Source organism: Antrihabitans stalactiti, from assembly GCF_012932915.1.
GTDB classification, from domain to species: domain Bacteria; phylum Actinomycetota; class Actinomycetes; order Mycobacteriales; family Mycobacteriaceae; genus Antrihabitans; species Antrihabitans stalactiti.
In genome coordinates this window covers 185650-210697 of sequence record NZ_VCQU01000002.1, presented here as the reverse complement: position 1 = coordinate 210697, position 25048 = coordinate 185650, and the positions used below count along the sequence as shown (strand labels likewise).

Genomic DNA, 25048 nt, shown 5'->3' with positions numbered 1-25048 from the left:
ACCACCGTGTCGCATCGGGGATTGTTGCCCCATGCCATTTTCCGACCTTGCCCTTGCCCGGCGGCTCGAGCTCGCCGAAGGACGCGGCTGTACCGCCTTTGCCGATGCGCATCACCGCATCGACCCGGAGTGTGGCGCCGAATGGATCGAGTCCGCGGGCGCGTACGCCATCTTCGACGGCGTCGATTCGCCTGTGACGCAGAGCTTCGGACTCGGCGTCTTCGAGACCCTGACCGCCGAGGGGCTCACCTCGATCGAGCAGTTCTTCGCCGATCGCGGCGCGGTCGCCGATCACGAGGTATGCCCGCTCGCCGGTGTCGAGGCGTTGCAGTTGCTCACCGAGCGCGGCTACTCCCCGATCGAGATCAGCCACGTGGTCTATCAGCCCATCGAGGCGCCGTCGCGCGAACCGAATTCGGGCATAACGGTACGCGCGATCGGCAAAGACGAGGCAGACGTATGGAGCAACGTCAGCGGGCGAGGATGGTCGCTCGAACACCCTGAGCTGGTCGAATTTCTGCAGCAGGTCGGCGCCATCACTGTCGAACGAGACGACAGCGTCTGCTTCCTCGCCGAGATCGATGGGGTGCCGGGTGCCGCGGGTGTGCTGACGATCAACGACGGAGTCGCGCTGTTCGCAGGCTCATCCACGGTTCCCGAAATGCGTCGCCGCGGACTGCAATCCGCGCTGCTCATCGAGCGGATGCGCTACGCCGCCGATCATGGCTGCGACCTGGCGATGATGGTTGCGGAGGCAGGGAGCGGCTCGCAGCGCAACGCGGAGCGCCAGGGTTTCCGCGTCGCCTACACGCGGATCAAGTGGCGGCGCACGCTCTAGGCGCCAATTGCACCTGCGGCGATCGGCCAGAAGTTGTGCAGGTCGTCCTGCCAGTAGGGCCACGAATGCGTGCCTGCCGGTCGCAGAGTGACCGCGGCGGGTATTCCGAGCGAACGAAGCCGGTCCACGAGCTGGCCGGTGCACTGGCTGACGACCGATTCCAACACACCGCCGACCGTTTCTCGATCGAGCAGCGCGCCGACGTTCCAGTTGATGCTCGGATCGTTGAGCGCCTCGTGCTGTCCCGGTAGTCCGTTACCGGCCGTGATGTAGAGCGCGGTGCCGCGCAAGCGGTCGGCGTGCAAGGTCGGGTCGTGATCCGCCCAACCCGGTGCGCCGGGAGGTCCCCACATATTCGCGGCGTTGCCGCCGAAGGTTGCGACCTGGGAGTACACGAGCGCCTGAGCCATCGGGTCGCTGGTTCGTGCGCACCCGCTGAACGACCCCACGGCCTGGTACCGACCTGGCTGCTCGATCGCAAGATTCAACACCGACGTTGCCGACATCGATAGTCCCGCAATCGCGCTTCTGCCGTTCGTGTTGAACGTCGAATCGATGAAAGCCGACAACTCGCGTGTGAGGAAGGTTGCCCACTTGTTCCGGCCGAGGATCGGATCGTCGGCAATCCAGTCCGTGTAGTAACTGCTTCGCCCAGCGAGCGGCACGACGACGGTGACGTCTTTGTCTGCGAAGAAACTCGCGACGTCGCTGCGACCGGCCCACGAACCCCCGCTGTCACCGCCGTCGACACCGTTGAGCAGATATACGACAGGTCGGCCAGGATCGGCCGCGCGCAACACCCAGACCGGAATCGACTTGGCCATAGCCGGCGAAAACACCGAGAGGACTTGCTCGCGGCCACCAGGAGCTGCGGACGCGCTCTGGACGAGTGCCTTCGGGATCAACGTCGTCGAAAACAGCCCGAGAGCCATGAATAGCGCCACAACTGTCGTCTTGCGCCACCGGCTCGGTTCGATCATGGGGCTGATCTTCTCCTATCGTTCGAGAATTTGTGCGAGATCGACACGAGTGCAGGACCTTTCGGTCTTGCATCGCTTTTGCATCGTTTCGGCGCTAACGTGTTGGGGTAGACGGAGACATCCGCAAAGCACGCTGGAGGGCGACGATGTCGGAAATAACCGAAGCATTTCGACCGAGCAACAACACCTTGGCTGTGTCGGGTGGAGCCGCTCGGTCGCGCGCCAACTCTCCCACAGCCATGGACTTCGACGTGTGGCGCGCTGGCTTTCGTGCCACCGTCCAGCAGCACATCGACGGTTTCGTGCGCGCGCGTTGCGAAGAGCATCTGCATGGACCAGGCGGCGAGGCCGCAGCCTCCGTCCTCACCGAGTTCGTCCGCGATGGCAAGTCTCTGCGGTCGACCTTTGCGTATCTCGGCTGGCGGTGCGGTAGCGGCGAGAACGGAGTCGCGGTGCGCGCGGCGGCGAGCTTGGAACTGCTGCATGCGTTCGCTCTTCTGCAGGACGACGTCATGGACGATTCGCAGCAACGCCGCGGCCGACCCGCTGCGCATGTGCAGCTCGCCGAGTGGCATCGCCGCCAGGGCCTCTTCGGGTCCGCGCGATTCGGCGAAGCTGCAGCGGTCCTGCTCGGCGACTTGTGCCTCGTCTGGGCCGAACAGATGCTTCGCGAATGCGGGCTCGACGAACATGCGCTGGCGCGCGCATGGTCGTCCTACGACGGGATGCGGAGCGAACTCGCTGCGGGACAGCTCGCCGATCTGCTCAACGACGTCGCAGGCACACCCCCGCTGCAGCAGGTGCTCGACATCGCGCGCCGCAAATCGGGCAACTACACGGTTCGGCGCCCGCTGGAGCTTGGCGCACACCTGGCTGGCTGCACCCCTTCGGTGCTCGCGATCCTCGGCGAATACGGAACCCTCATCGGCGAGGCATTCCAGATTCGTGACGACGTACTCGGCGTCTTCGGCCACCCTTCGGTGACCGGCAAACCCATCGGCGACGACGTCCGCGAGCGCAAAGCGACCACCGTCGTCACGCTCGCTCAGCAGTCTGCGGCACCGGGAGTAGGGGCGAAGTTGCGTGCGGTCTGGCACGAGCAAACCCTCGACGACGCCGCGGTCGAGCACGCGTGCGCGTTGATCGAGTCCACAGGAGCACGTACGCGTGCCGAGCAGATGATCGACGAGCGCGTCGACCGAGCGTTGCATCTGTTGAACGGACCCGATTTCGAACCGTGGACCCGGCACGCCCTGACCGAGATGGCGCTCATCTGCAGCGACCGAGCCAGCTGAGCGCGAGGGGAGACAATGCGCACCGAACTCGACGCGGCCGATATCACTGATGCCCGACTGCGGACCGCCTACCAAGAATGCAAGCGCCTCAACGCCACGCACGGTCGCACGTTCTTCTTGGCGACTCGATTGCTGGCGCCCGCGCAACGACCGGCCATCCACGCCTTGTACGGATTCGCCCGCCTTGCTGACGATCTCGTCGACACCCCCGCGCCCGGTTCCTCGCCCGAGGAGCGGCTCGCCGCACTCGCAGACCAGCTGAGCGACGGATTGACTCGCGGATTCAGCGACGACCCGGTCGTTGCCGCCGTGATCGACACCGCGCAGCGCTACCACATCGACGGCGCACTGTTCGACGATTTCCTGGCGTCGATGCGGATGGATCTGACCGTCACCGACTATCCCGACCGTGCCGCGCTGGACCGCTATGTGTATGGCTCAGCGGACGTGATCGGGTTGCAGGTGCTGCCGATCCTCGGCACCGTCGTCGACCCTGCGACGGCTGCGCCGTTCGCCGCCGCGCTCGGAAAAGCGTTCCAGCTCACCAACTTCCTGCGCGATGTCGCCGAGGACATCGACCGCGGACGTATCTACCTACCGGCAGACGAACTCGCGGCATTCGGCGTGGACCGCGCCCTGCTGGAGTGGTGCCGCACCAATCGGCGCACCGATGCCAGGGTCCGCGCCGCGTTGGCCGACCAGCACGAGAAGACCCGCGAGATCTATCGCTACGCGTCCCAAGGTGTCGCACTGCTGCATCCGGTTTCACGTCCCTGCGTTCAGACCGCACTGCTGTTGTACCGGGAGATCCTCGACCGCATCGAAGCTGACGACTTCGCGGTGTTCACCCGCCGCGCCACCGTCGGCCAGGGTCGTCGCGTCGCGGTCGCCGGACCGGCCTATGCGAGGGCGGTCTGGGCGCGGCGGGGGCCGCGCGCCGCCGAGCTGCAGGTCGCCCGAAAGGTCCGGCGATGAACCTGGACCGATGGCAGTACCTGATCGTGATGGCGGCCTGTCTGGTGATCACGCTTCCCCTGGAGGTGATCGGCGCACGGGTCTATCGGCGACCGATGTTGCTCGTCCGGGCCGTGCTGCCGGTGGCTCTGGTGTTTCTGCTGTGGGACGCCATCGCTATCGCGGCAGGTGCGTGGACCTACAGCCCCCAATACCTCACCGGAGTGCTGCTGCCGTTCGACATCCCGCTCGAAGAGGTCGCGTTCTTTCTCGTCATCCCGATTTGCGCGCTGCTCACCTACGGTGCAGTCGAATCGCTCCTGTCGCGCGTACGCCGGAAAGCGAAGCAGCCGCAGTGACCGGGCTCGGCTACACGGTTCCCGCGGTCCTGGCCGTGGTTGTGGTCTGCGCGTGGGAATTGGCGTTCTTGCGAACCGGACTATTCCGTCGCCCCGCCTACTGGATCGCGATGGTCATCGTTCTTGCTTTCCAGATCCCGGTCGATGGGTGGCTGACCAAACTGACCGCCCCGCTCGTCCTCTACAACCCTGACCACATCACTGGATTGCGAGCACCGTGGGACATCCCGATCGAAGACTTCTTGTTCGGCTTCGCGCTGGTCACCGCGGTGCTGCTGCGCTGGGAACGGCTGCGGACCTCCGAAGCGCCGCGGACCTCGGACAAGCAGCGAGACCCCGCATGACCGATCGCGTCGGCACCGATCGCCGCGTCGTGACCCATCGCGCCGTTCGCGGCTACCCCGATACCGAGCATCTGCCGCAGCGGCCACGGGTCGGGATTGTCGGCGCCGGCATAGCAGGACTTGCGGCGGCGACCGGCTTGGCCGAACGCGGCGTCGAGGTTGTGGTCTACGAAAAGGAACCGCATCTCGGCGGCCGAGTGGCCGGCTGGACGGAGCACGACGCCCACGGCACGCCATTGGCGCTCAACCGCGGCTTTCACGCGTTCTTCCGCCAGTACTACAACCTGCGAGCCTTGCTCGCCCGGACCGACCCGAAACTGCGCCGCTTCCACAGCGTCGAGGACTACCCGTTACGCGACGAGGACGGCCGCAGCGACAGCTTCCGCGGTCTGCCCCGCACTCCCCCGTGGAACGCCCTTGCCTTCGCGATGCGCAGCCACACCTTCCGGCTCCGAGACTTCCCGCGCCTCGATGCGCGGGCCGCGGCTCCGCTGGCGGCAGTATCGGTGCCGCGGATCTATCAGCAACTCGATCACATCGATGCCGACACCTGGCTTCAGTCGATCCGTTTTCCTTCGGCCGCAAGACATTTGGCGTTCGAGGTATTTTCCCGCAGCTTCTTCGCCAAACCTGATCGGATGTCGGCGGCCGAGCTGGCGATGATGTTCCACGTCTACTTCCTCGGCTCGTCGGAAGGGCTGCTGTTCGACGTTCCGACGGCCAACTACGACACAGCCTTGTGGACCCCACTGCAGCAGTACTTGGCCGCGCGCACCACTGAAATTCGCACGTCCACCAGCGTCACCGGAATCGAAGCAGGCGGCGAGCGCACGTTCCGCATCCACGACCACACCGGTGACAGTATCGACACCGACGGCGTCGTCGTGGCACTCGATACGGGCGGCCTGCGCACCCTCGTCGACGCCTCGCCCGACCTCGGCGACTCGAGCTGGCGCGCACGTGTCGCAGCGCTCGGATCCGCGCCGGGGTTTCTCGTCGTACGCCTGTGGCTGGACCGTGCCGTCGACGCTGACCGACCGGCGTTCCTTGCAAACGGCGGCACTCCTCCACTGGACAACATCAGCGTGCTGGACCGGTACGAGGCCGAGGCGCAGGACTGGGTCCGCAACCGGGGCGGCGAGGGCGCGGTAGTCGAGTTGCACGCGTACGCCCTCGACACCGACGACATCCCACACATCCGGACCCAGTTGCTGACCAGGCTGCAAGAGATCTATCCGGAGACGGCCCGGGCAGGCATCGTGGCCGAACGCACCCAACTCCGCGCCGATTGCCCCCTGTTCAGCGTTGGGAGCCATGCCGAACGTCCCACCGTCACCACTCCGCATCCGAGGCTCATGCTCGCAGGCGATTCGGTCCGGATCGATCTGCCAGTCGCCCTGATGGAACGCGCAGCGACAACCGGCATGCAGGCGGCGAACAATCTGCTCGCGCAATGGCAGATCAGCGGGCACGACCTGCACACCGTTCCTACCCGCGGTCGCAACATGGTGTTGCGGCGTCTCGCCGAACGACAGGACTCGCGATCATGACCCTGCGCGACCTTGTGACCCGTCATTGGCCTGCGACGCTGCCGCTTCAGCCCGTGCCACCCCATCCGTGGAAACAGCAAACTCCGACTTACCAGGACGCAGATCCCGGCCTGATCGGCGAAGCGCTGCGCCGCAGCCAACACCGCCCTTCAGGAAACTGGTACGTATTGGCAGCGAGCCGCGACGTCCGCAACGACCGTCCGTACGGCGGCACCATCGGCGGCATCGAGCTCGTCGCATGGCGCGACCGCGACGGCGAGTTGCACGTCGGTCCCGGCGCCTGCCCGCATCTCGGCGCACCGCTGAGCACAGCCGTCGTCGACTGCGACGGACTCCGCTGCCGCTGGCACGGGCTGCTCCTCGAGCCGCAAGGGCGACGCGGCTGGTCGCCGTTTCCCTGCTACGACGACGGGGTTCTTGCCTGGGTTCGGCTCGACGGCGTCGGCGGTGAAACGCCGCTCGACCGACCGGTCATGCCCGCTCGTCCTCCGCACCCGAGAATCAGCGCCGTGGCGACCGTTATCGGCGTGTGCGAACCCGTCGACATCATCGCCAACCGCCTCGACCCGTGGCACGGAGCTTGGTTCCACCCCTACTCGTTCACGCACCTCGACGTCGTCTCGACCCCGGACGACACCGACGACCGGTTCGTTGTCACCGTCACCTTCCGCGTCGTGGGTAGCTTGGGCGCCCCGAGCACGGCGGAGTTCACCAGTCCGGACCCCCGCACGATCGTGATGCGCATCATCGAGGGCGAAGGCACCGGCAGCGTCGTCGAAACCCATGCCACCCCAATGGGTCTCGGACCTGACGGCAGACCCCGCACCGCTATCGTCGAAGCAGTCGTCGCACATTCACCCCGCCCTGGATTTCGCTTCGCACGACGCGCCGAGCCCGCGTTCCGCCCACTCATGCGGCACGCAGCCGCGCGCTTGTGGCGCGACGACCTCGCCTACGCCGAGCGCCGCTACCAGCGACGCTGTGGACTAACCGGTGGTGTCGGCCGCCTGGCCTAGCGTCTCGGCGATCGTGTCGAGCGCATGCGAGGCGGCGATGTTCTTGCTCAGTCGTCGCGCTGCAGCGCGGTACTCCGGCGTGTTCAGCACGGTGCGCACCGCGGCGGCGATTGCACCTTCACTGGGCTTGCCGGTTTTGAGATCGATGCCTGCGCCGGTGTAGGCGACTCTCGCCGCGATCTCGGGCTTGTCTGCGGTATCGCCTGCGACGATCAGCGGTACACCGTTGGCCAGCGCGTAGTGCACGCCGCCGTAGCCGCCGTTGGTGATCATCACGTCGACGTACGGCATGAGCAGCGAGTACGGCACGTAATCCACGACACGAGCGTTGCCAGCTTGCACTTCTCGCCCGAGCGCTGCCTGTCGGCCCGTCGTCGCGATCACGAGACAATCCTGGTCGGCCAAGGCGCGGACCGTCGGGCCGATCAGCTGATCGAGATCGCTGTTGTCCCAGGTCCCCTGGGTGACGAGTACGACAGCACGCGCACCGTCGAGGTCATTCCACCAGTCCGGGAGCCGTGGCGTCTGAGCTGGACCGGGCAGCACCGGACCGGTGAAGACCACCGTCTCGGCCAGATCGCGACGCGGGTACTCGAATTCGGGAACGGTCAACTGCAGCAGCCGATCGGCAAGGAGCGGCCAGTCGGTGACGAACACCGGCAAACTGCGCGGCGCAGCGGCGCGCAACGTTCGATTCAGCTCCCGCTGGACATCGGCGAAGAGCACGCGATGCACGGCCCGATTCATCATGCGGTAGGTCAGGAACGTTCGCGGCTGCCAGCCGACTCCGAAAGGCGGGGAATCGGCGCTCGACAACATCAATGGGCCGACGCCGCACACCAACACTGGTGGACGCGCATCGTCGCCGAGCAACAGCGGAATCGCACCGACGAACGCGATGTCGACCAACACCGCGTCGACCGGGTCACCGCCCAGTGCCGCCCGCAATGCCTTGTGCTGCGCGAGAAGTGGTGCGATGAAGACGGACCGAATATCTGCGCGCCCTGTCAGCCAGTTCCGCAACAGGTGCGGCAAGCCGCGCGGGAAGGACAGGTCTGGAGGGTGCGCCACCGCGGCGGTAGGCAACGCGATCGCCTCGAGTCCGGCGTCGCGGATTGCGTCGCAGTAGTCGGCGCCGGACAACATGCGCACGTCATGGCCGCGACGGCGCAAATCCGCGCCGATTTGCAGCATCGGCGCGACGTGACCGGTCAGCGGACTTGCTGCGAGCAGGTATCGCCCCACGAGTTCGACCTCGGCCTACGCGCCGACCGCGGCGGCGAGAGTCGGCCATGCGTTGTGGATGTCGTCTTGCCAGTACGGCCACAAATGCGATCCGGTCGGATGCAGGTTCACTGTGGCAGGCACTCCCAGAGCACGGAGTCGATCCACGAATGGTGTGGTGCACCGATTGACGATTGCTTCGAAGAGGCCGCCGACTGTTATCCGATCGACGAGCGCCTGGAAGTTTCCGTTGATCTCGGCGGCATTGAGGTTTTCATGCGGTCCGGGTAATCCCGTTCCGGCGCTGATGTAGAGGGTGGTGCCGCGCAATCGGTCGGCGTGCAGCCACGCATCGTGATCCGCCCACGCCGGAGCACCCGGCGGACCCCACATGTTCAGGGCGTTGCCGCCGTAGTTGGCGACTTGCGAGAAGACGAGCGCTTGCGCGAGCGGGTCGCTCGTTTGGGCGCAGCCGCTGAAGGATCCGACTGCTTGATACAGCCCTGGCGACTCGATGGCGAGATTCAGCACCGAAAGGGCTGACATCGACAGTCCTGCAATCGCATTTCGGCCACTGGTGTCCAACGTCGAATCGATGACGGGCGGTAGCTCGCGAGTCAGAAAGGTCGCCCATTTGTTTCGGCCGAGGACGGGATCGTCGGCGATCCAGTCGGTGTAGTAGCTGCTCCGTCCAGCCAGTGGCACAACGACATTGACGTTCTTGTCGGCAAAGAACGACGCGATGTCACTGCGCTGGGTCCACGAACCGCCAAGCTCTCCGCCATCGACACCACTGAGCAGGTAGACGACGGGCCGCCCCGCAGTCGTCGCGGGCAGCACCCAGATCGGAATCGAGCGGCCCATCGCCGGCGAATACACGCTGATGACGTGCTCGCGACCAATCGGAACATCCGCAGAAGCAACCGGATTCAGCCCGAGCACCAGAATCAACGCCACCACTGTCCGCAATGCCCAGCGCGTACTCAGGACGCGCCGTCCCGGATGGCGCTGGTGATCTTTTCGTACCGGTCGACGATGTGCGCGACGTCGGCACCGTCGAACACGTCGGTCGAATACACGATTTCGCAGGCCACTCCCCTATCGTCGTCGGTCTCGGCGAAGTGAAAGTGCAGGTCGCATTTGGCAACGCCGAGCGGGTGTGGCTCTAGTTCGAAGCCGAGACCGTCCGCGGACAGTGTTGCGGCCGTAAAATTGTCGAACGAGACCGCAACTTGGAAAAACGGATGCCGGACAGCGCTGCGCGGGGGATCGAGTACCTGCACCAGTCGGTCGAACGGGATGTCGGCATTCGCCAGTCCACGCAAGTGCGCGGCTCGAGCCGTGTCGACGACGTCGTCGAACGATGCTGTCGGATCGACATGAACGCGCAGGACCAGCGTGTTCACGAACATGCCCACAACTCCGTCGAGTGCGCTCTCGCTGCGTCCAGCGATCGGGGTGCCGATTGCAATATCGGTGCGGCGGGTGACGTCGGCGAGCAGCATCGCGACCGACGCGAGTAGTGCGACGTACAGGCTGCTTCGGTGCTTGCTCGCGGTTGCCCGCAACGCGCCACCCAGCCCGGCGGCAAGCTTCGTGAGCCGCACGCGACCCGCACCGTAGGTCCATCGGTCAGGTCGAGAACGATTGCTGTCCAGCTCCAACGGCGCCGCGAGATCGGCTAATTCGTGACGCCAATAGCCGATTTGCCGCGCAGCAAGGCTGTTTGGATCGTTCTCGTCGCCGAGTCGAGCGTGGTGCCAGACGGTGTAGTCCGTGTAATCGACTGCCAAGGGCGCCCAGTCGGGTGCGCGATCTCCGGCCCGTGCCAGGTACGCGGCGATGAGGTCTTGGGCCATCGGGTGCAACGACCAACCGTCGGCTGCGATGTGGTGGATCGCGCAGGCGAGGAGATGGTCGTCGGGGGCTAGCTCGAACAATTGCGCACGGATCGGCGCAACGATGCGGACGTCGAACGGCGCGCTCAGAACGGGCTCGGCCAACTCCCAGACCGCAGACGCTTCACCTTGCAGAACAACAAGTTTCGGAGCGACATCGACGGCGTCGAGAATGCGTTGCACCGGACCGTCCGCAGAATCGGGATAGATCGTGCGCAACGGCGTATGCCGATTCAGGACGTCGACCAGCGCACGTCGCAGCGCGTCGATGTCGAGCGGGCCTCGCACTCGAATCGTGAACGGCAAGTTGTACAGAGCAGGGGCGTGCGCAGAACGATCGATGAACGATTGCGCAGGAGCGAGTGGAATATGTTCCGGCACCGGCACACTGCCGAGTTTCGGACCATCGTTCGAGGTGCCCTTCGGGTGTCGTCGGACGCCGTCGATCAGGTCCGCGAGCACGGGGGCGTCGAAGATGTCCCGCACGGTCAGCTCGATGTCGAATGCGTTGTTGACGAGTTCGACCAACCGTGTCGCCGACAGTGAGTCACCGCCGAGATCGAAGAACGAGTCGTCGACCGATACATCGCCGACGTGCAGGCACTCGCCGACTATTCGGATCAGCTTCTGCTCGACCTCGTCGGCGGGTTCTCGGCCAGGGCCTGAGCGTGATCCGAACGTCGGTGGCGGCAGCGCCGACACGTCGAGTTTGTTCGTCGGCGTCAGTGGGACAGTGGCAATTTCGACCACGCTCGCGGGCACCATGTACGCCGGAAGTCGGCGTCGAACCAGTTGCCGAAGGTGGCCCGGATCGAACGACTTCCCACGAGCGGGGAGCACGTAGGAAACAAGGAGCCGATCGTTCGCATCGTTCTCGTGCACGATCGTCACCGCGAACTGGACCGACGGGTCTTCGGTGAGAACGCCGTCGATCTCACCGAGTTCGATCCGGAATCCCCTGATCTTCACCTGGGTATCCCGACGACCGTGAAACTCCAATTGCCCGTCGCCGGTGAAACTGACGATGTCACCGGTGTAGAACATCCGCGTGCCTTCGTCGGCGAACGGCGCGGCGACGAACCGGGTTGCCGTCAGGTCGGCTCGGTGGTGGTAGCCACGTGCGATACCCGACGTCGCAAGGTAGAGATCGCCTGATTTGTGCGGCGGACACGGCTGCAGCCGGTGGTCGAGGACTACGGCACTGACACCACGCATCAGATGACCGATCGAGACGGAAGCCGCCGGATCCAGCGGATCGGTGAGGGTCACGCTGCACGTTGTCTCGGTGGGGCCGTAGGCATTTCGCATCGTCCGCGTACCGGCCCAGCGTCGCGCAAGCAACGGCGGGCATGCCTCGCCGCCGACGAGCACGAGTCGTAGGTGATCGGTTTCGCTGTGATCGAGAGTCGCGAGCACAGACGGCGTGCACAGCAGGTGCGTGACGCGCTCCGCGCACAACAGATCGTGCAGCTCGGTGCCGCCGTACGTCGTCGAGCCGGCGACGACGAGACAGGCAGTCGCCAGACTCGCAGCGAGGATCTCGACCAGAGCAGTGTCGAAGATCGGCGCCGCGAAATGCAGCACGCGCGACATCTCGTCGATCGCGTACTTCTCGCGGATGTCGCAGGCGAGATTGGCGAGGCCGCGGTGAGTGACCACCACACCTTTCGGCGTGCCCGTGGTGCCGGACGTGTAGATCATGTAGGCGGGATGGTCGACGCGTAGCGACGCGAGTCGGTCTAAGTCGGTGATCGTCGTGGCATCGCCGTCAGCGTCGAGATCGTCGACGAACAACCACTCCACCGAATCCGGCAGCCGGTCACTGCCGCCGCGGACAGCCAAACCAAGTCGCGCACCGGAATCCGTGATCATGAACTGCAACCGATCGAGCGGATGCGTCGGATCGACCGGGGCGAACGCGGCCCCTGCCTTGGCGACCGCCCAGACCGCGGTCACCGATTCGATCGAGCGCGGAATCGCCACGACGACAAACGATTCCGGCCCTATCCCGCGCGAGATGAGGGCGCGGGCCAGCCGGTTGCTTGCCTTGTCGAGCTCGTCGTAAGTCAGGCTGGTTCGGTCGTCGGACACTGCCGTGCGGTTTTCGTTCCCCGCGAGGCGGGACGCGAACAGGTCCGGCAGCAATTCGGGTTCGACGCCGGGCTCGCCGGACGCGGGTACGAACCGTCGGCGTTCGCCCGCCTGAAACAGCTCCAACTCGCCGACCGGGACGTCCGAGCCCAAACTCTGGGCGAAACTGCCCAGAAACGACAGGAAGCGTCGGTGGTGATCGACGAGGACGTCCTGGCTGTAGGGGTCGGCGTTCGCCTCGAAATCGATGCGCCAGGCTGATTCGTCGTAACCGGGATAGATATTGACCGACAGGTCCACCGTCGGGCCAGTGGTGAGCACGTGGACGTAACCGCGCACGCCGTCGATCGATACCTCGTTGCGAAACATCATCAGGTTGACGACCGGCCCGAAATGGACGAGTCGGTCGTCGGATGCCGAGATTTCGTGGCGCGGAAAGCGTTGGTGGCGTAGCGCATCCAGGATTTCAGTGCTGCACAACTGCACGACGTCGTCGGCGGTAGCGTCGCAGACGCCACGCAGCACGAGGGGAACGACATTCGCTGTCGAGCCCGCACCGCGTCGTAGAACGGCCGTGGTCCGGGCGGCGACAGGAAGTCCGAGGACGAGGTCGTCCACGTCCAGCATGCGCGATAGATAGGTTGCGAAGGCGGCGATCAGGGTCGCGGCAATGCGGTTGTCGCCGATCGCTTGCAGAACATTCGACGCCTCGTCCGGCAACGCGGCGCTCACGACACGAGCGTGCGCGGTCGGGCGTCCGATCGTTCCCGCGAGGCTGTTCGGCGGCGGCAGCCGGTCCGCCTGCGTCCGCCAATAATCGCCGTCGGTTTCGTACCGGCGTGACGCGCGGTAGGTCGTCTCCGCTTCGATCACGCCGTCCAACCCGGACGACTTCACCTCCGCAACGTCGTCACCGCTCACGAGACATCGGTAGACCTCGGTGGTGCGCCGCATGAGCTGCATCGCCGCATACCCGTCGAGGACAGCGTGATGGGCCCGTGCGTACCACCAGTAGTGATCGTCGGCGATGCGCAAGAGGAAGGATGCGAACATCGCATAATCCGGATCGGTCACCGGCCGCGTGTAGTCCGCCAACATGATTCGACGCGCGGCTGCCACGGGATCGGACTCGCGCTGCACATCGACGACCGGGACGTCGGCCTCGGCGCCGCCGAGAACTTGATGCGGCGCTCCTCCGATGTCGACCAAAGGCCCCGTCGCGACGTCGAATTCCCTCAGCGCACACCGAGCAGCGTCGGCCAGCGCTCCGGTATCGACCGGTCCCTTGAGGTCTGCGTACTGTGCGACGACGAAGGGGACGTCAGGATTCAACCTTTGCGCGAGCCACAACGCGGCCTGTTGCGGGCTGAGCGGCACCACCCGCTGACCCTCGTATCCCGTCGTCGACTCAATCACTCCTTATAGCTCAGTTGATAGCTCATCTGCATCAATGCTTCTGACTACTACAAAACGACCTGCATTAAACATCAAACTGCGAACGAGTCCGATTTGTCGGGCGTTTTCTCTGCCATCGACATGATCACGACGCAGCGGCGGTTCCGGTTCAATCGCAGCTACCGCGAATCCCGTCGCCGCCCCTCGTGAGTCTTTTTGGAGTCCAGGGACTCCAAAAAGACTCACGAGGGGTGGATGTGGCGTGCGTCGGCGGTGGTAGACAAGGACCTATGAGCAGCTACGTCATCAGCGAACAGTATGGGGCAATCGGCTACCTGACGCTCGATCGTCCAAAGCAGCGGAATCCGTTGTCGGTGGCGATGATGACGGAGTTCGCGGCCGCGCTGCGGGCTCTTGCGCAGCAACCTGACGTCTCGGTGATCGTCGTCCGCGCGCAGGGTCCGGTGTTCTCGGCAGGTCACGACCTGCGCGAAATGGTGGACCGCACGCTCGACGAGGAACGTGAGGTGTTCCGAGTGTGCACCGACATGATGGAAGCAGTGCAGGCGATTCGGCAGCCGGTGATTGCGTCCGTCCAGGGTCCGGCGGTCGCTGCCGGGTGCCAACTGGTCGCGACTTGCGATCTGGCGATCGCGTCGTCGAACGCTGTCTTCGGCACACCCGGTGTGAAGATCGGCTTGTTCTGTTCGACGCCGATGGTGGCCGTCAGCCGCGCGATCGGCCGAAAGCGTGCGCTGCAACTGCTACTCACCGGCGTACCGATCGACGCCGCGACCGCTGCGGACTGGGGTCTGATCAACGAGGTCGTCGCTCCCGAGGCGCTGGCAGCTCGAACCACCGAGGTTGCCGAATCCATCGCGGCGGCAAGCTCTTCGACGCTGGCGATCGGCAAGCAGGCGTTCTACCGGCAGATCGATCTCCCACAGGCCGCGGCATATGTGGAGATGAGCGAAGTGATGGCGACGAATGCGGTCACCTGCGATGCCCAGGAAGGAATGAGCGCCTTCGTCCAGAAGCGCGAACCGGTGTGGCAAGGACGTTGAGCATTCGCAGAAAGTGAACACCCGATTCCGATAGGTTCGGGTTCATGAAAATTGCCGGTTCCCAGCTGCCGCGCAGAGCTGCAGTTATTTCGATCGCGGTGGTTCTCGCCGTCGCTAGTGCGGGCTGCGGATCGGATAAGAGCAGCGACGCGAAACCGTCGGCGGCAGCGAAGGTTCCCGACATCGTGCAGTCCGACGATCCCAATGCCGCGAAAATCGTCGAGATCGTGCGCAACAGCATGAAGGACCTCGACCTGACCTCCGCGGTGTTCGGCGTGTGGCAAGGCGACAAGGAAATCGTCACCGGTGCACTCGGCGGATCTCCCGTTGGCGTACCCGCAACACGTGACATGCAGCTGCGGATCGGGCAACCGATGGAGCCGATGCTGTCGCGAGTTCTATTGGAGCTCAACGAATCCAAGACGCTGAATATCGACGAGCCGATCGCCAAGTGGCTGCCCGACTTCCCGCGTGCGGACAAGATCACGCCGCGAATGCTCGCCAACAGCACGACCGGAATCTCGGACTACGTCACCGACCCCGAGTTCTTGAAGCAGTTCTACGCGAACCCGATCAAGGGATTTACCGCCGAGGAACTTTTCGCATTGGCCAACTCGCGCCCACCGCTATTCGAGCCGGGAACCAGTTGGGCCTACGCGCACAGCGATTTGGTCCTTCTCGGCGTGGTGCTGGAAAAGGCAAGCGGTAAGTCGCTGGGTGACCTCCTCGCCGAGCACATTCTGAAGCCGCTCGGTATGGATGCGAGCAAAGTCCAGGTGACGCCGGAAATGGTGGAACCGATCCTGCATGGCTATACCAACGAACGCGGCGTGTTCGAAGATTCGACGTTCTGGAATCCGACCGCGTTCCGCAACAGCGGCAACATGAATACAACGGTCGCCGATGTCGCGAAGTGGGTCTCCGCGATGGCCGGCGGCAAAGAGGTCTCCGCTGCGGTGGACGAAGAATTGATGGCGCCGAAGACGGCCGGACTGGGCCCGCTGACGAAGGACAAGTACTTCGCATTCGGACTGTTCCACCTGGGCAGCTGGCTGATCATGAACCCGGCTTACGGCGGCTATCACGGCGTCGCGCTCTACGAGGAGAAGACGAAGACGATGATCATCGCCTACGTCACGCTCGGACCGACGTCGAACGCCAACGTCGACAACGCCATACCCATCGGGAACCAGGTCGGCGAGCTGCTCCTGCCGGACAACAAGCCGAACATCCCCTGACCGCTCCGTAAGGTGGAAGCATGAGCGAATCCGACATCCTCGCGCGCATCAAGGAATTGGTCGACAGCGAGCACGATCTCCGCACGAAAACCGAAGCAGGCGAACTCGACCCGGCGACCGAGCACAAGCAGCTAGCGCAGCTCGAGGTACTTCTCGATCAGTGCTGGGACCTGCTGCGGCAGCGTCGCGCACGCATCGACGCCGGCCTCGCTCCCGACGATGCGAAGGTGCAATCAGCAATTCAGGTCGAGGGGTACTTGCAGTGAGTCACGCGAGCCGGACGTCGTAGTCGTCGAAATCCGGTTTCGCGCGCAGTCGATCGCGGTGCCTATCCGGTGTCCACGGCCAGAGCTCGGGTAGACCGTCCTTGCCGAGGTACCAACTTGTGCAACCGGTTGCCCACACTGTGTTCGGCATCGCTTCGCGCATCTCTGCGTTGAATCGCTCGGTTGCTTCCGGAGTCGGTGCGACAGTGTCGATCACGCCGTCGCGCCAGCGCTGCACCCAACCGAGGATGTGATCGGCCTGCGTCTCGGCGATCGCCGTCAGCGCGTAATTGCCGACCGGGCTGTGTGGGCCTATCAACATGAAGAAGTTCGGGAAACCCGGCAGCCCGACGGTGAGGTGCGCCTTCGGGCCGGCGGCCCACAACGTGTCGATACTGAGCCCGTTCCGGCCGGTGAGGTTCATCGGCCGCATGAACGCGTGTGCGTCGAAGCCTGTTGCGAGAACGATCGCGTCGAGTTCGTGCAGCCTTCCGTCGACGGTGACGATGCCACGCTTCTCGACGTGGTCGATCGCAAGATCGACGAGATCGACATTGTCGCGTTGCATTGCGCGGTAGAAGCCGGCGGACACGACCAATCTGCGGCACATCGGTTGATAGTCGGGAGTGAGCTTGCGCCGCAACTCGGGATCGCGCACCGTTCGCAGATTCGCCCGGCACACCTGCTGAACAAAGGACCGCCGCCATCCCGGGCGCACCAATCCCTTTGCCAACTCCTCGAATACGTGCCTGTTGCCGTCGTAACCGAGCTGGTTCATCAAGGGCAACAGACGATGAATCGGTCCGTCGATCGCCGTGTGCGCAAGATTCGGAACCGGCAGAATCCATTGCGCGCTGCGCTGGAACAGTTCCAGCCGCCCGACGCTCTTTGCGAGTCCGCACACGATCTGCACTCCGGTGGACCCGGTGCCGATCACTGCGACCCGCTTGCCCACCATGTCGACGCTGTGGTCCCAACGTGCCGAATGCATGACTGCCCCAGCGAAGTCGGTGAGCCCGTTGATTTTCGGGTAGCGCGGCTCTCGCAGGATGCCGGTTGCGGAGATCAGGAAGTCGACGGTCTGTTCTTTGCCCGCACTGGTACGGATTCGCCACCGGGGATCATCGAACGTCGCCTGCGTGATCTCGGTGCCGAAGCGAATGCGTTCGCGCAGCCCATATCTGTCGGCAACACCCGTGAAGTACGCCTGAATTTCGGCGCCCGGCGAGAACAGGTGTGTCCAGTCCGGCTTCTTGGCGAACGTGAACTGATAGAACCGCGACGGCACGTCACAGCTCAGGCCCGGATAGGTGTTGTCGCGCCATGTTCCACCGACGTCGTCGGCCTTTTCATAGACCGTGACGTCGGTGACGCCTGCCTCGAGAAGCGTGATGGCCATACAGATTCCCGACATCCCGGCGCCGACGATCGCGACCGAGGGCATCCGCATCGTCTTCTTGCGGTCGGTGGTGGTGGATGACTCCGTTGTCATGTGCTCGACGGTACGGAGGGAGCCAGCTCATCACCAGCCGCCGTCGAAGAAAGCCGCCAACGCCGGCTCCGGGTCCGCGGCGGTCAGCACGTTCGCCACGACGACAACGATCAGGAGCAGCGAGATCACCGCAGAGAGAACACCGAACGAGGCCAACACGCGCCTCGTCAGCCAATCGGACGACGCTGTGCTCGCAAACTTCTTCCACAACCACACTGTTGTGGAGGCAATGAGGACGGCGACGACCGCACCGATAACCGCCATCGCCGCGTGATACCGAGCGAAGTCGCTGATCATCGCGTCGAGCGGCGGTGTTGTGTGCGAACCACTCAGTTGCGCTCGGACCTGATCGAGCGCTTCGGCGAGTCGGCCGTCCGCTGCACCGAAGGGAACCATCGGAAGTAACGACGAGAACGGCGCGATCACGCCCTGGACGTTGGCCATCACAAGGACCAGCGCGGTCAACGCAAATACGGTGACGAGAACGCCACCGGACGCGAGTGCGACTCCCCCGGACCGCAGGAACGCCCGCCACACGGCAAGGCCGAGTGCGACGAGCACGACCAGTAACAGGGCAGCGAATACAGCCTTGGCGGCGTGGTAGTCGCGCCAGTAATCGACAGCTCTCGCCATGCCTGGGGTCAAAGTCCGCTCGCCGGAACCCCAGTACTCCACGAACGCCGCGCGGACCGCTGCTCTGAGGTCGCGCTAATTGGCAAAGTCGCTGCTCGAGAACTGCGACGCCACTGGGCGCGGCGCGGCGACGAAGGCGACAGCAAACGCCACGGCGAGGGCGGCGAGCCCGGCAATTTTGCGAGTGGGCACGAAAAGGGTCCTTCGGCTCGATCGAGTCGGAGTACGTCGCTGCGAGCGTACTCAATAGGTCCGATGGCCAGGTGCCCGCCGTTGACACCTGTCGACGGAGGCTTCACGCTGGCGGCATGACCGAGGACGTCGTGATCGTCGGCGGCGGGCATAACGGGCTCGTCGCGGCGGCATACCTGGCCCGTGCGGGTCGCTCGGTGCTCGTCCTGGAGCGACGAAGCGAATTAGGTGGTGCCGCAGTGTCTTTCCGGGCCTTCCCGGGGATCGACGTTCGGCTGTCCCGCTATTCATATCTCGTAAGTCTGCTGCCTGCAAAGATCGCGGCAGACCTCGGCATCGACGTGGAACTACGGCAACGACACATCTCGTCCTACACCCCGTGCGGTGACGGTGGACTGCTGGTCGACACGGCAGATCGCGACCGCACCGCGCGGTCGTTCCGTAAGTTGACCGGCTCGGCGCGAGACTTTGCTGCATGGGAACGGTTCTACGACTTGACGACTCGCGTAGCAGGTCCGATCTTCGATTCGCTGACCGAACCGCTCGTCGACCGGTCCACCCTCGAAGCGATGGTCGCCGACAAGGATGCGTGGTCGGTCCTCTTCGACCGCCCGCTCGGCGAGACACTGCGAGACTGGTTCACCGACGACGTCGTACGCGGAATTGTGTTGACCGATGCGCTGATCGGCACGTTCGCCGCCGCCGATGACGCCGACCTGACCCAGAATCGGTGCCTGCTCTACCACGTCATCGGACGTGGGACCGGTCAGTGGAACGTCCCGGTCGGTGGGATGGGTGCGGTGACGGCTTCGCTCGCATCGACGGCGCAACGGGCAGGTGCAACATTGCTCACCGATGCGGAAGTACTTGCCGTCTCCCCTGACGGCGAGGTCCGGTATCGGCGGGGCGACGCCGAGCACACGGTCCATGGCCGACACATTCTGTCCAACGTCGCGCCCACCCGGCTTGCCGACCTACTCGGCGAAACGCCGACCGAGCCGCCCGAGGGAGCGCAACTCAAGGTCAACATGGTGCTGGACCGCCTACCCCGGCTCCGCGACACCACCGTCTCTCCTGCCGACGCGTTCGGCGGAACCTTGCACGTCAACGAGAGTTTCGGGCAGCTGGAAATTGCTCACCGAGAGGCGGCAGCCGGCCGCATTCCGACGGTGCCGCCGTGTGAGATCTACTGCCATTCCCTGACCGACCCGTCGATTCTGGGCGAGGCCGAACGCAGCGCCGGGTTTCAGACGCTCACGTTGTTCGGATTGCACATGCCGGCGCGGTTGTTCAAGGGCGACAACGACATCGCCCGCACGGAAGCGCTTCGCGCCACCCTCGCCTCACTCGATAGTGTGCTCGCCGAGCCGATCGAAGATCGAATCGTGCGGGCCCCGGACGGCGCGATGTGCATCGAGGCGAAGACGCCGCTCGACCTCGAAGCCGAGCTCGGTCTGCCTGCCGGACACATCTTCCATCGCGCCCTGCAATGGCCCTACGCCGGCGATCCCGTCGAGCTCGGCCGGTGGGGCGTCGAAACCGAGCACGACCGAATCCTGCTATGCGGCGCGGGAGCGCGACGCGGCGGCGGGGTAAGCGGAATTCCTGGACACAACGCGGCGATGGCCGTGCTCGATTCGGAATAACGAAGGGTGTAACGCCGGTTGTACTCCCCTGTTCAACAACAAGGGAGTCGACATGGCAGTGAACACAGTTTCCGCCGCACTTTCGGGATCGTTCTCGATCGGTGGCACCACACCCGTCGTCAGACTCGGCTACGGCACGATGCAGCTCACCGGCGAGGGCGTATGGGGTGATCCGAAAGATCCAGACGAAGCCGTCCGCGTATTACAAAGAGCGGTCGAGCGTGGTGTGACATTCTTCGACACCGCAGATTCGTACGGTCCGGTAGTTGCCGAACAGCTGTTGAAGAAGGCACTTCACCCCTACAACGACGACGTCGTGATCGCGACCAAAGCTGGACTGACACGGTCCGGGCCTGGCGACTGGCGCCCCGTCGGTCGCCCCGAATATCTGCGGCAGCAAGCCGAGCTGAGCCTGAGAAATCTTGGCTTGGAACAGATCCCGCTCTTTCAGCTACACCGCATCGACCCCAAGGTGCCACTGGCCGATCAGGTCGGCGAGCTTGCGCTCCTGCAGCAGGAAGGCAAGATCAAGCACATCGGGCTGAGTGAAGTCAGCGTCGCCGAGCTCCAAGCGGCCGCAGAGTTCGCGACCATCGCGTCCGTGCAGAACCTGTACAACCTCGCGAACCGCAGCGCCGAAGACGTGCTCGACTACGCAGAGCGCAACTCGATCGCGTTCATTCCGTGGTTCCCGCTTGCCACCGGACAGCTTGCGGCGCAAGGCGGTCCGCTGGACACGCTCGCCAAGGAACATGGCAAGTCTCCGTCCCAGCTCGCGTTGGCGTGGCTGCTGCGGCGCTCGCCGGTCATGCTTCCCATCCCTGGGACGTCGTCGGTGTCGCATCTCGACGACAACGTCGACGCTGCTGAGATCACGCTGACAGACGAGGAATTCGCGGCGCTGGAAAAAGCGGTCAGCGGTTAGCCTCGTCCGGGCGCGATGAGTGCCCTGACCGGCCGTGGGTGCGTCGTTTCTCCTTGAGTTCCGACTCGTAGACGTGCCTGCGGCCATCCATCAGGGTGTCCCGAATTTTCTTCTCGACGCTTTTGAAATTCGCGTAGTAGCCGTCGTCGTACTCTTCGACGATCTGGAATGTCCATCGACCGGCTAGTACGTTCCTGCCGATCAGTTCGGTGGTCACCAGGTCGGCGAGTTCGTCCTCGCCTTCCTCCCGGAGCAGCGACACCGCTTTGTCGAGAGTGAAGTCGGCTCCACCCGTCAGCTGATGAAACGCGTACAAGTGCCCGCGCGCTTGCTCGGTCGCTTCGAGTGCTTCCGATACCTTTCCGGCAGCAGCGACAAGCCGGTCGCTCGCTCCGGCCGGTCGCGCATGATCTGGTTCCATCCCTCTACTTACCCAAATATGGGGCAGTTCAGCGGTTGTATCCGGTGACGGGTGTGCGCAACGCCGCGACAACCGGTTCGTACAGGCCGACTTTGATTTCGCCCAGCACGGGGCCGCGAGTCTGAGCAACACCGTGCGCGTATTCGACGGCGGACTCCAGCACGCGCGAATCGGATTCGACGGCGTCGACCAAACCCGCCCGCTCAGCGTCGATTCCGCCGTAGCGACGGCCGGTCATCAACGCCTCATGCCCGGCGCGTGCCGGGAGCCGCGCAGCCGCCAGCGCAAGCACGCCCGGCGCATACGAGCCACCGAGCGTGATCCCTGGCAGGCAGAAGTATCCGCGGTCCGCGCGCATCACGGTGCGATCGTGCGCCATCGCCAAGAACGCGCCAGCGCCGAATGTGTGCCCTTGCATCGCTGCGACGGTCGGTACGGGCAAAACCAGAATGCGGGCGAGAACTGCCTGAATCTCGGTGAGCAGCCAGTCGATCCGGCCGGGATTGGCTGCACCCCAAGCCAAATCGGCACCTGTCGAATAGAACTTGCCGCGCGCGGTGGTGACCAATGCCCGCGGACCTTGCGACGCCTCGACCTCATCGAGCAGAGCGTTGACCGATGCCAACCATTCCGGGTTGAACCGATTTTCCGAATCCGACGCATCGGGTTCATCGAGGTACAGGATCGACACATCGCCGTCGTTGGTCAGGGAGGGCATGGAGCACCTTTCGGTTGAATGCAACCACTGGATTATGGGGCCCCAGGATGGCCGAGCGGTACGGGAAGCATCGTCGGTTCCCGTACCACGGGCTATGGACTAGCTGTCCTGCTCGGCTTTCTGACGCGCTTCGTGTGCTGCAGCCTCGCCGCGAGCCTTCTCGGCCTGAGCCTCTTTTGCCGCGACGTCACGCTGCGCCTCGGCCTTGTCCTGCTGCGCATCGCCCTCACGCTTGAGCGAATCGTCACCGACGACGTTGCCTGCGGCTTCCTTCACCTTTCCCTTGACGTCCTCGACGACGCCCTTGATTCCGGCTTCTACTCCGCTGTCGTTGCTCAATTGCATTCCTTCCACCAGTTGGCAGCGCGGGTTCACGCCGCTGCGGTGGAGTTACCCCGCCAGTTTACTTTGTAAACAGGCTCCATCCGATGTCGCTCTGGTTGGCATCCACCCGGTCTGGGTATTCCCAATTCACACCATCGACAAAGAGGATTTCCGTGGGTGACCCTGAGCGTTACAGCGCTCGAACGACCGACGTCCGTGCCGACGACACCGCACACCGGATCGCGGGCGACCATCGACGACAGTTGAGTCGCGACTTGATCCTCGATACCGCAATACAATTGGTGGATCAGGGCGGCCTTCACCATCTGAATATGCGTCGCCTCGGGACGGCATGCGGGGTGGAGGCTATGGCGCTCTACAGGTATGTGTCCGGTCGCGACGATCTGCTGAACGGAATCGTCGACCGAATGATGGAGACGTTGCATGCCGATCATCTCCGTACCCGCGATGCCGAAGACGGCTGGCAAGATTTCATGGTCCGCGTCGCAGACAACGTCCGAAAGGCCGCGCACGCGCATCCGCAGTTGTTCCCACTGATAGCCACCAACCCACCTCGCGAGCCGTGGGTACGCCCACCGTTGCGCAGCCTCCGGTGGTTGGACACATTTCTCGATACGCTCATTGCCCACGACTTCGACGACGAATCCGCTGCGTCGGCATACCGCTCGTTCACCACATTCCTGTTGGGTCACCTGCTCCTCGAGGTGGCTGGCGCCGACGTGCGAAGCGACACTGTGAATCTGGACGGCTATGAGCATCTGAAGCGACTGAAGGCGACTCTGTCCCGCGATCGCTCGACCGACGACTTCGACGACGATCTCGAGCAACTTCTGGCCCGCATCGATTCGACCGGACCTACTACTGAGCAGTGACGTTCGGTTGTCACGCAGTCGGCACTACGGCGTGTGCGTGTTCGTCTCGATTCGATCCAGCAGGTCCTCCAGCGCTTCCTCGAACTCGGCAAGCGAGTGATCTTCAGCGAGCATGGGGGCCAACTCGAGTAGGTTCGGGTACTGCTGCAAATCCAGCGGCAGAGGCGCTCCACCGTCGACAGCGTCCATCGCTGGGCTCAACGGAGCGCCGTGCGCAGCCACTTCGAGCAGCAATTGCCCTAAGAGGAACGTCGTGAACGACCGGTACACCCCGACAGCGGCTTCGCGATTGAACCCGAAGCCGCGCAAGGTCGCAAGAAACGTCTCCATCCATCGCAGGCTCCGCAGCGGGGGACGCACCCACGGCGCCTCCGGCGGACGTGTCGCTATGGCGGGGAACAATTGCGGGTGTTCGAGTGCGATGGCACGAACACCGTGCGCGACGCGCTGCAGATAGTCCTGCCAGCCACCGTCTTCGGCATCCCGGCTCGCGAGCTGATCCTCGTAGAGGTCGTCGATCAGATTGTCGACGACTCCATTGAGCAAATCCTCGCGACCGGAGACATACCGGTAGAGCGCCATAGCCTCTACTCCGCACCAGGTACCCAACCGACGCATCGTCAACTGCTGCAGACCGTGTTGGTCGATCATCTCGGTTGCTGCGTCGAGGATCGCGCGACGACTCAAGGCACCGGCGCGCCGCTCTATGCCCTGCCCGGAAGCGACCCGGTCACCATCGTCCACGTCCTGGCTCACATCGGGCCCCCATCCTCGGTTCGCGATCTTCGCGCTACGTCACCGCATACCCTCGCAGACTCGCAACATTCTAGGGCCGTTGGCCGGTGGCAGGCTATACGCCGACTCGGGTCCGAGCCCCTTACGGCGAGCGACTCGTCGCTGCGCTTCGTGGTGGTCGTGCACGATCGGCACGACGTGCTCGAAGCCGACCAGAGTCATGATCCGAAGGATTTGTGCTGGTACGGCGGTCAAGCAACATGACCCGCCTGCGGCCGTGGCGTCACAATGCAAGGTCTGGACGAGCGTCATCGCTGCCGCTCCGAACATCGTCACTCCGGCCAGATCGATCACGAGGTGACGCCCCGCGAGTGCCCTCGTGCCGAGTTGTTCCAGCACTTCGGGGCACGACGCCAAGTCCAGATCCCCTTGCAACGCAATAACATCCAGCGCATTGTCGCTGGCTAGTCGAATACTCACCGACATGGATTCTCCTTAGCGGACCGCAGCGTCCGTGACTGCCTCGTCGCACGACGCGAAATGCGAAACCTGCGGAG

24 protein-coding genes are annotated in these 25048 nt (G+C 64.2%); 13 read left to right on the top strand and 11 right to left on the bottom strand.

Annotation, left to right across the window (positions count from 1 at the left end; translation table 11 throughout):
* Positions 1 to 31 precede the first annotated feature (31 nt).
* On the top strand, positions 32 to 838 hold the full coding sequence (locus FGL95_RS06695) for a GNAT family N-acetyltransferase (protein WP_169585445.1): 807 nt from the start codon (positions 32 to 34) through the stop codon (positions 836 to 838).
* Here the strand turns inward: FGL95_RS06695 and FGL95_RS06690 are convergent.
* Positions 835 to 1818 carry an alpha/beta hydrolase gene (locus FGL95_RS06690; RefSeq protein WP_169585444.1) on the bottom strand — a complete coding sequence of 328 codons (984 nt, stop codon included), beginning with the start codon at positions 1816 to 1818 and terminating at the stop codon, positions 835 to 837. The genes FGL95_RS06695 and FGL95_RS06690 overlap by 4 nt on opposite strands.
* A gap of 146 nt (positions 1819 to 1964) precedes the next feature.
* Between FGL95_RS06690 and FGL95_RS06685 the strand changes: the two genes are divergently transcribed.
* Genes FGL95_RS06685 through FGL95_RS06660 form a run of 6 tightly spaced genes read left to right on the top strand, consistent with a single transcriptional unit; the run spans position 1965 to position 7336 of the window.
* Positions 1965 to 3113: a polyprenyl synthetase family protein gene (locus FGL95_RS06685; protein WP_169585443.1), complete on the top strand. Its 1149-nt coding sequence runs from the start codon at positions 1965 to 1967 to the stop codon at positions 3111 to 3113.
* 15 nt (positions 3114 to 3128) lie between these two features.
* Positions 3129 to 4088 carry a phytoene/squalene synthase family protein gene (locus tag FGL95_RS06680; protein ID WP_169585442.1) on the top strand — a complete coding sequence of 320 codons (960 nt, stop codon included), beginning with the start codon at positions 3129 to 3131 and terminating at the stop codon, positions 4086 to 4088.
* The gene (locus FGL95_RS06675; RefSeq protein ID WP_169585441.1) at positions 4085 to 4426 is read left to right on the top strand and encodes a lycopene cyclase domain-containing protein; all 342 of its coding nucleotides are present in this window, start codon (positions 4085 to 4087) and stop codon (positions 4424 to 4426) included. The genes FGL95_RS06680 and FGL95_RS06675 overlap by 4 nt, the downstream gene beginning before the upstream one ends.
* Complete coding sequence (locus FGL95_RS06670) at positions 4423 to 4770, top strand: lycopene cyclase domain-containing protein (RefSeq protein WP_169585440.1); 348 nt, start codon at positions 4423 to 4425, stop codon at positions 4768 to 4770. The genes FGL95_RS06675 and FGL95_RS06670 overlap by 4 nt, the downstream gene beginning before the upstream one ends.
* Complete coding sequence (locus tag FGL95_RS06665; protein ID WP_169585439.1) at positions 4767 to 6320, top strand: FAD-dependent oxidoreductase; 1554 nt, start codon at positions 4767 to 4769, stop codon at positions 6318 to 6320. The genes FGL95_RS06670 and FGL95_RS06665 overlap by 4 nt, the downstream gene beginning before the upstream one ends.
* Positions 6317 to 7336, top strand: a complete 1020-nt coding sequence (locus tag FGL95_RS06660) for a Rieske (2Fe-2S) protein (RefSeq protein ID WP_169585438.1) — start codon at positions 6317 to 6319, stop codon at positions 7334 to 7336. Before FGL95_RS06665 ends, FGL95_RS06660 begins: the two co-directional genes overlap by 4 nt.
* Here the strand turns inward: FGL95_RS06660 and FGL95_RS06655 are convergent.
* From FGL95_RS06655 to FGL95_RS06645, 3 genes are read right to left on the bottom strand one after another with little or no spacing between them, the layout of a single operon-like run.
* Positions 7307 to 8581, bottom strand: a complete 1275-nt coding sequence (locus FGL95_RS06655) for a glycosyltransferase (RefSeq protein WP_338079738.1) — start codon at positions 8579 to 8581, stop codon at positions 7307 to 7309. The genes FGL95_RS06660 and FGL95_RS06655 overlap by 30 nt on opposite strands.
* A gap of 15 nt (positions 8582 to 8596) precedes the next feature.
* Positions 8597 to 9517: an alpha/beta hydrolase gene (locus tag FGL95_RS06650; RefSeq protein ID WP_338079737.1), complete on the bottom strand. Its 921-nt coding sequence runs from the start codon at positions 9515 to 9517 to the stop codon at positions 8597 to 8599.
* A gap of 26 nt (positions 9518 to 9543) precedes the next feature.
* A complete protein-coding gene (locus FGL95_RS06645) occupies positions 9544 to 13965 on the bottom strand; it encodes an amino acid adenylation domain-containing protein (RefSeq protein WP_338079736.1) in 4422 nt (1473 codons plus the stop codon).
* A 269-nt stretch (positions 13966 to 14234) separates the two neighbouring features.
* On the opposite strand from FGL95_RS06645, the gene FGL95_RS06640 reads away from it, so the two are divergent.
* The 3 genes from FGL95_RS06640 to FGL95_RS06630 are packed head-to-tail and all read left to right on the top strand — an operon-like array spanning position 14235 to position 16512.
* Positions 14235 to 15008 carry an enoyl-CoA hydratase gene (locus tag FGL95_RS06640; protein ID WP_169585437.1) on the top strand — a complete coding sequence of 258 codons (774 nt, stop codon included), beginning with the start codon at positions 14235 to 14237 and terminating at the stop codon, positions 15006 to 15008.
* Between the two features lie 44 nt (positions 15009 to 15052).
* A complete protein-coding gene (locus FGL95_RS06635; RefSeq protein WP_169585436.1) occupies positions 15053 to 16246 on the top strand; it encodes a serine hydrolase domain-containing protein in 1194 nt (397 codons plus the stop codon).
* Between the two features lie 20 nt (positions 16247 to 16266).
* Positions 16267 to 16512 carry a DUF2630 family protein gene (locus FGL95_RS06630; RefSeq protein WP_169585435.1) on the top strand — a complete coding sequence of 82 codons (246 nt, stop codon included), beginning with the start codon at positions 16267 to 16269 and terminating at the stop codon, positions 16510 to 16512.
* A gap of 1 nt (position 16513) precedes the next feature.
* Here the strand turns inward: FGL95_RS06630 and FGL95_RS06625 are convergent, their stop codons facing one another.
* On the bottom strand, positions 16514 to 18004 hold the full coding sequence (locus FGL95_RS06625) for a flavin-containing monooxygenase (RefSeq protein ID WP_169585434.1): 1491 nt from the start codon (positions 18002 to 18004) through the stop codon (positions 16514 to 16516).
* Between the two features lie 30 nt (positions 18005 to 18034).
* Positions 18035 to 18637 (bottom strand): hypothetical protein, encoded by a 603-nt coding sequence (locus FGL95_RS06620; RefSeq protein WP_206071587.1) that lies wholly within the window; start codon positions 18635 to 18637, stop codon positions 18035 to 18037.
* Between the two features lie 308 nt (positions 18638 to 18945).
* Here FGL95_RS06620 and FGL95_RS06615 point away from each other — a divergent pair, with 308 nt between their 5' ends.
* Both FGL95_RS06615 and FGL95_RS06610 read left to right on the top strand, forming a co-directional pair.
* A complete protein-coding gene (locus tag FGL95_RS06615) occupies positions 18946 to 20475 on the top strand; it encodes a phytoene desaturase family protein (protein ID WP_169585433.1) in 1530 nt (509 codons plus the stop codon).
* A 52-nt stretch (positions 20476 to 20527) separates the two neighbouring features.
* Positions 20528 to 21400, top strand: coding sequence for an aldo/keto reductase (locus FGL95_RS06610; RefSeq protein ID WP_169585432.1), 873 nt, complete (start codon positions 20528 to 20530; stop codon positions 21398 to 21400).
* Here the strand turns inward: FGL95_RS06610 and FGL95_RS06605 are convergent.
* From FGL95_RS06605 to mbp1, 3 genes are all read right to left on the bottom strand, one after another.
* Positions 21390 to 21821 carry a hypothetical protein gene (locus tag FGL95_RS06605; RefSeq protein ID WP_169585431.1) on the bottom strand — a complete coding sequence of 144 codons (432 nt, stop codon included), beginning with the start codon at positions 21819 to 21821 and terminating at the stop codon, positions 21390 to 21392. The genes FGL95_RS06610 and FGL95_RS06605 overlap by 11 nt on opposite strands.
* A 28-nt stretch (positions 21822 to 21849) precedes the next feature.
* Positions 21850 to 22539 carry an enoyl-CoA hydratase/isomerase family protein gene (locus FGL95_RS06600; RefSeq protein ID WP_169585430.1) on the bottom strand — a complete coding sequence of 230 codons (690 nt, stop codon included), beginning with the start codon at positions 22537 to 22539 and terminating at the stop codon, positions 21850 to 21852.
* Positions 22540 to 22638: 99 nt separating this feature from the next.
* A complete protein-coding gene (gene mbp1, locus FGL95_RS06595; RefSeq protein WP_169585429.1) occupies positions 22639 to 22884 on the bottom strand; it encodes a microaggregate-binding protein 1 in 246 nt (81 codons plus the stop codon).
* Positions 22885 to 23102: 218 nt separating this feature from the next.
* On the opposite strand from mbp1, the gene FGL95_RS06590 reads away from it, so the two are divergent.
* Complete coding sequence (locus tag FGL95_RS06590) at positions 23103 to 23756, top strand: TetR/AcrR family transcriptional regulator (RefSeq protein WP_338079775.1); 654 nt, start codon at positions 23103 to 23105, stop codon at positions 23754 to 23756.
* Between the two features lie 24 nt (positions 23757 to 23780).
* Here the strand turns inward: FGL95_RS06590 and FGL95_RS06585 are convergent, their stop codons facing one another.
* Together FGL95_RS06585 and FGL95_RS06580 are read right to left on the bottom strand one after the other, a co-directional pair.
* A complete protein-coding gene (locus FGL95_RS06585) occupies positions 23781 to 24512 on the bottom strand; it encodes a TetR/AcrR family transcriptional regulator (RefSeq protein WP_338079735.1) in 732 nt (243 codons plus the stop codon).
* Positions 24513 to 24551: 39 nt separating this feature from the next.
* On the bottom strand, positions 24552 to 24971 hold the full coding sequence (locus FGL95_RS06580; protein WP_169585427.1) for an STAS domain-containing protein: 420 nt from the start codon (positions 24969 to 24971) through the stop codon (positions 24552 to 24554).
* Positions 24972 to 25048 lie beyond the last annotated feature (77 nt).

Coding starts and splice junctions, on each gene's coding strand:
- FGL95_RS06695 (WP_169585445.1), top strand. CDS start 32: ATGCCATTTTCCGACCTTGCCCTTGCCCGGCGGCTCGAGCTCGCCGAA.
- FGL95_RS06690 (WP_169585444.1), bottom strand. CDS start 1,818: ATGATCGAACCGAGCCGGTGGCGCAAGACGACAGTTGTGGCGCTATTC.
- FGL95_RS06685 (WP_169585443.1), top strand. CDS start 1,965: ATGTCGGAAATAACCGAAGCATTTCGACCGAGCAACAACACCTTGGCT.
- FGL95_RS06680 (WP_169585442.1), top strand. CDS start 3,129: ATGCGCACCGAACTCGACGCGGCCGATATCACTGATGCCCGACTGCGG.
- FGL95_RS06675 (WP_169585441.1), top strand. CDS start 4,085: ATGAACCTGGACCGATGGCAGTACCTGATCGTGATGGCGGCCTGTCTG.
- FGL95_RS06665 (WP_169585439.1), top strand. CDS start 4,767: ATGACCGATCGCGTCGGCACCGATCGCCGCGTCGTGACCCATCGCGCC.
- FGL95_RS06660 (WP_169585438.1), top strand. CDS start 6,317: ATGACCCTGCGCGACCTTGTGACCCGTCATTGGCCTGCGACGCTGCCG.
- FGL95_RS06640 (WP_169585437.1), top strand. CDS start 14,235: ATGAGCAGCTACGTCATCAGCGAACAGTATGGGGCAATCGGCTACCTG.
- FGL95_RS06635 (WP_169585436.1), top strand. CDS start 15,053: ATGAAAATTGCCGGTTCCCAGCTGCCGCGCAGAGCTGCAGTTATTTCG.
- FGL95_RS06630 (WP_169585435.1), top strand. CDS start 16,267: ATGAGCGAATCCGACATCCTCGCGCGCATCAAGGAATTGGTCGACAGC.
- FGL95_RS06625 (WP_169585434.1), bottom strand. CDS start 18,004: ATGACAACGGAGTCATCCACCACCACCGACCGCAAGAAGACGATGCGG.
- FGL95_RS06620 (WP_206071587.1), bottom strand. CDS start 18,637: ATGGCGAGAGCTGTCGATTACTGGCGCGACTACCACGCCGCCAAGGCT.
- FGL95_RS06615 (WP_169585433.1), top strand. CDS start 18,946: ATGACCGAGGACGTCGTGATCGTCGGCGGCGGGCATAACGGGCTCGTC.
- FGL95_RS06610 (WP_169585432.1), top strand. CDS start 20,528: ATGGCAGTGAACACAGTTTCCGCCGCACTTTCGGGATCGTTCTCGATC.
- FGL95_RS06605 (WP_169585431.1), bottom strand. CDS start 21,821: ATGGAACCAGATCATGCGCGACCGGCCGGAGCGAGCGACCGGCTTGTC.
- FGL95_RS06600 (WP_169585430.1), bottom strand. CDS start 22,539: ATGCCCTCCCTGACCAACGACGGCGATGTGTCGATCCTGTACCTCGAT.
- mbp1 (WP_169585429.1), bottom strand. CDS start 22,884: ATGCAATTGAGCAACGACAGCGGAGTAGAAGCCGGAATCAAGGGCGTC.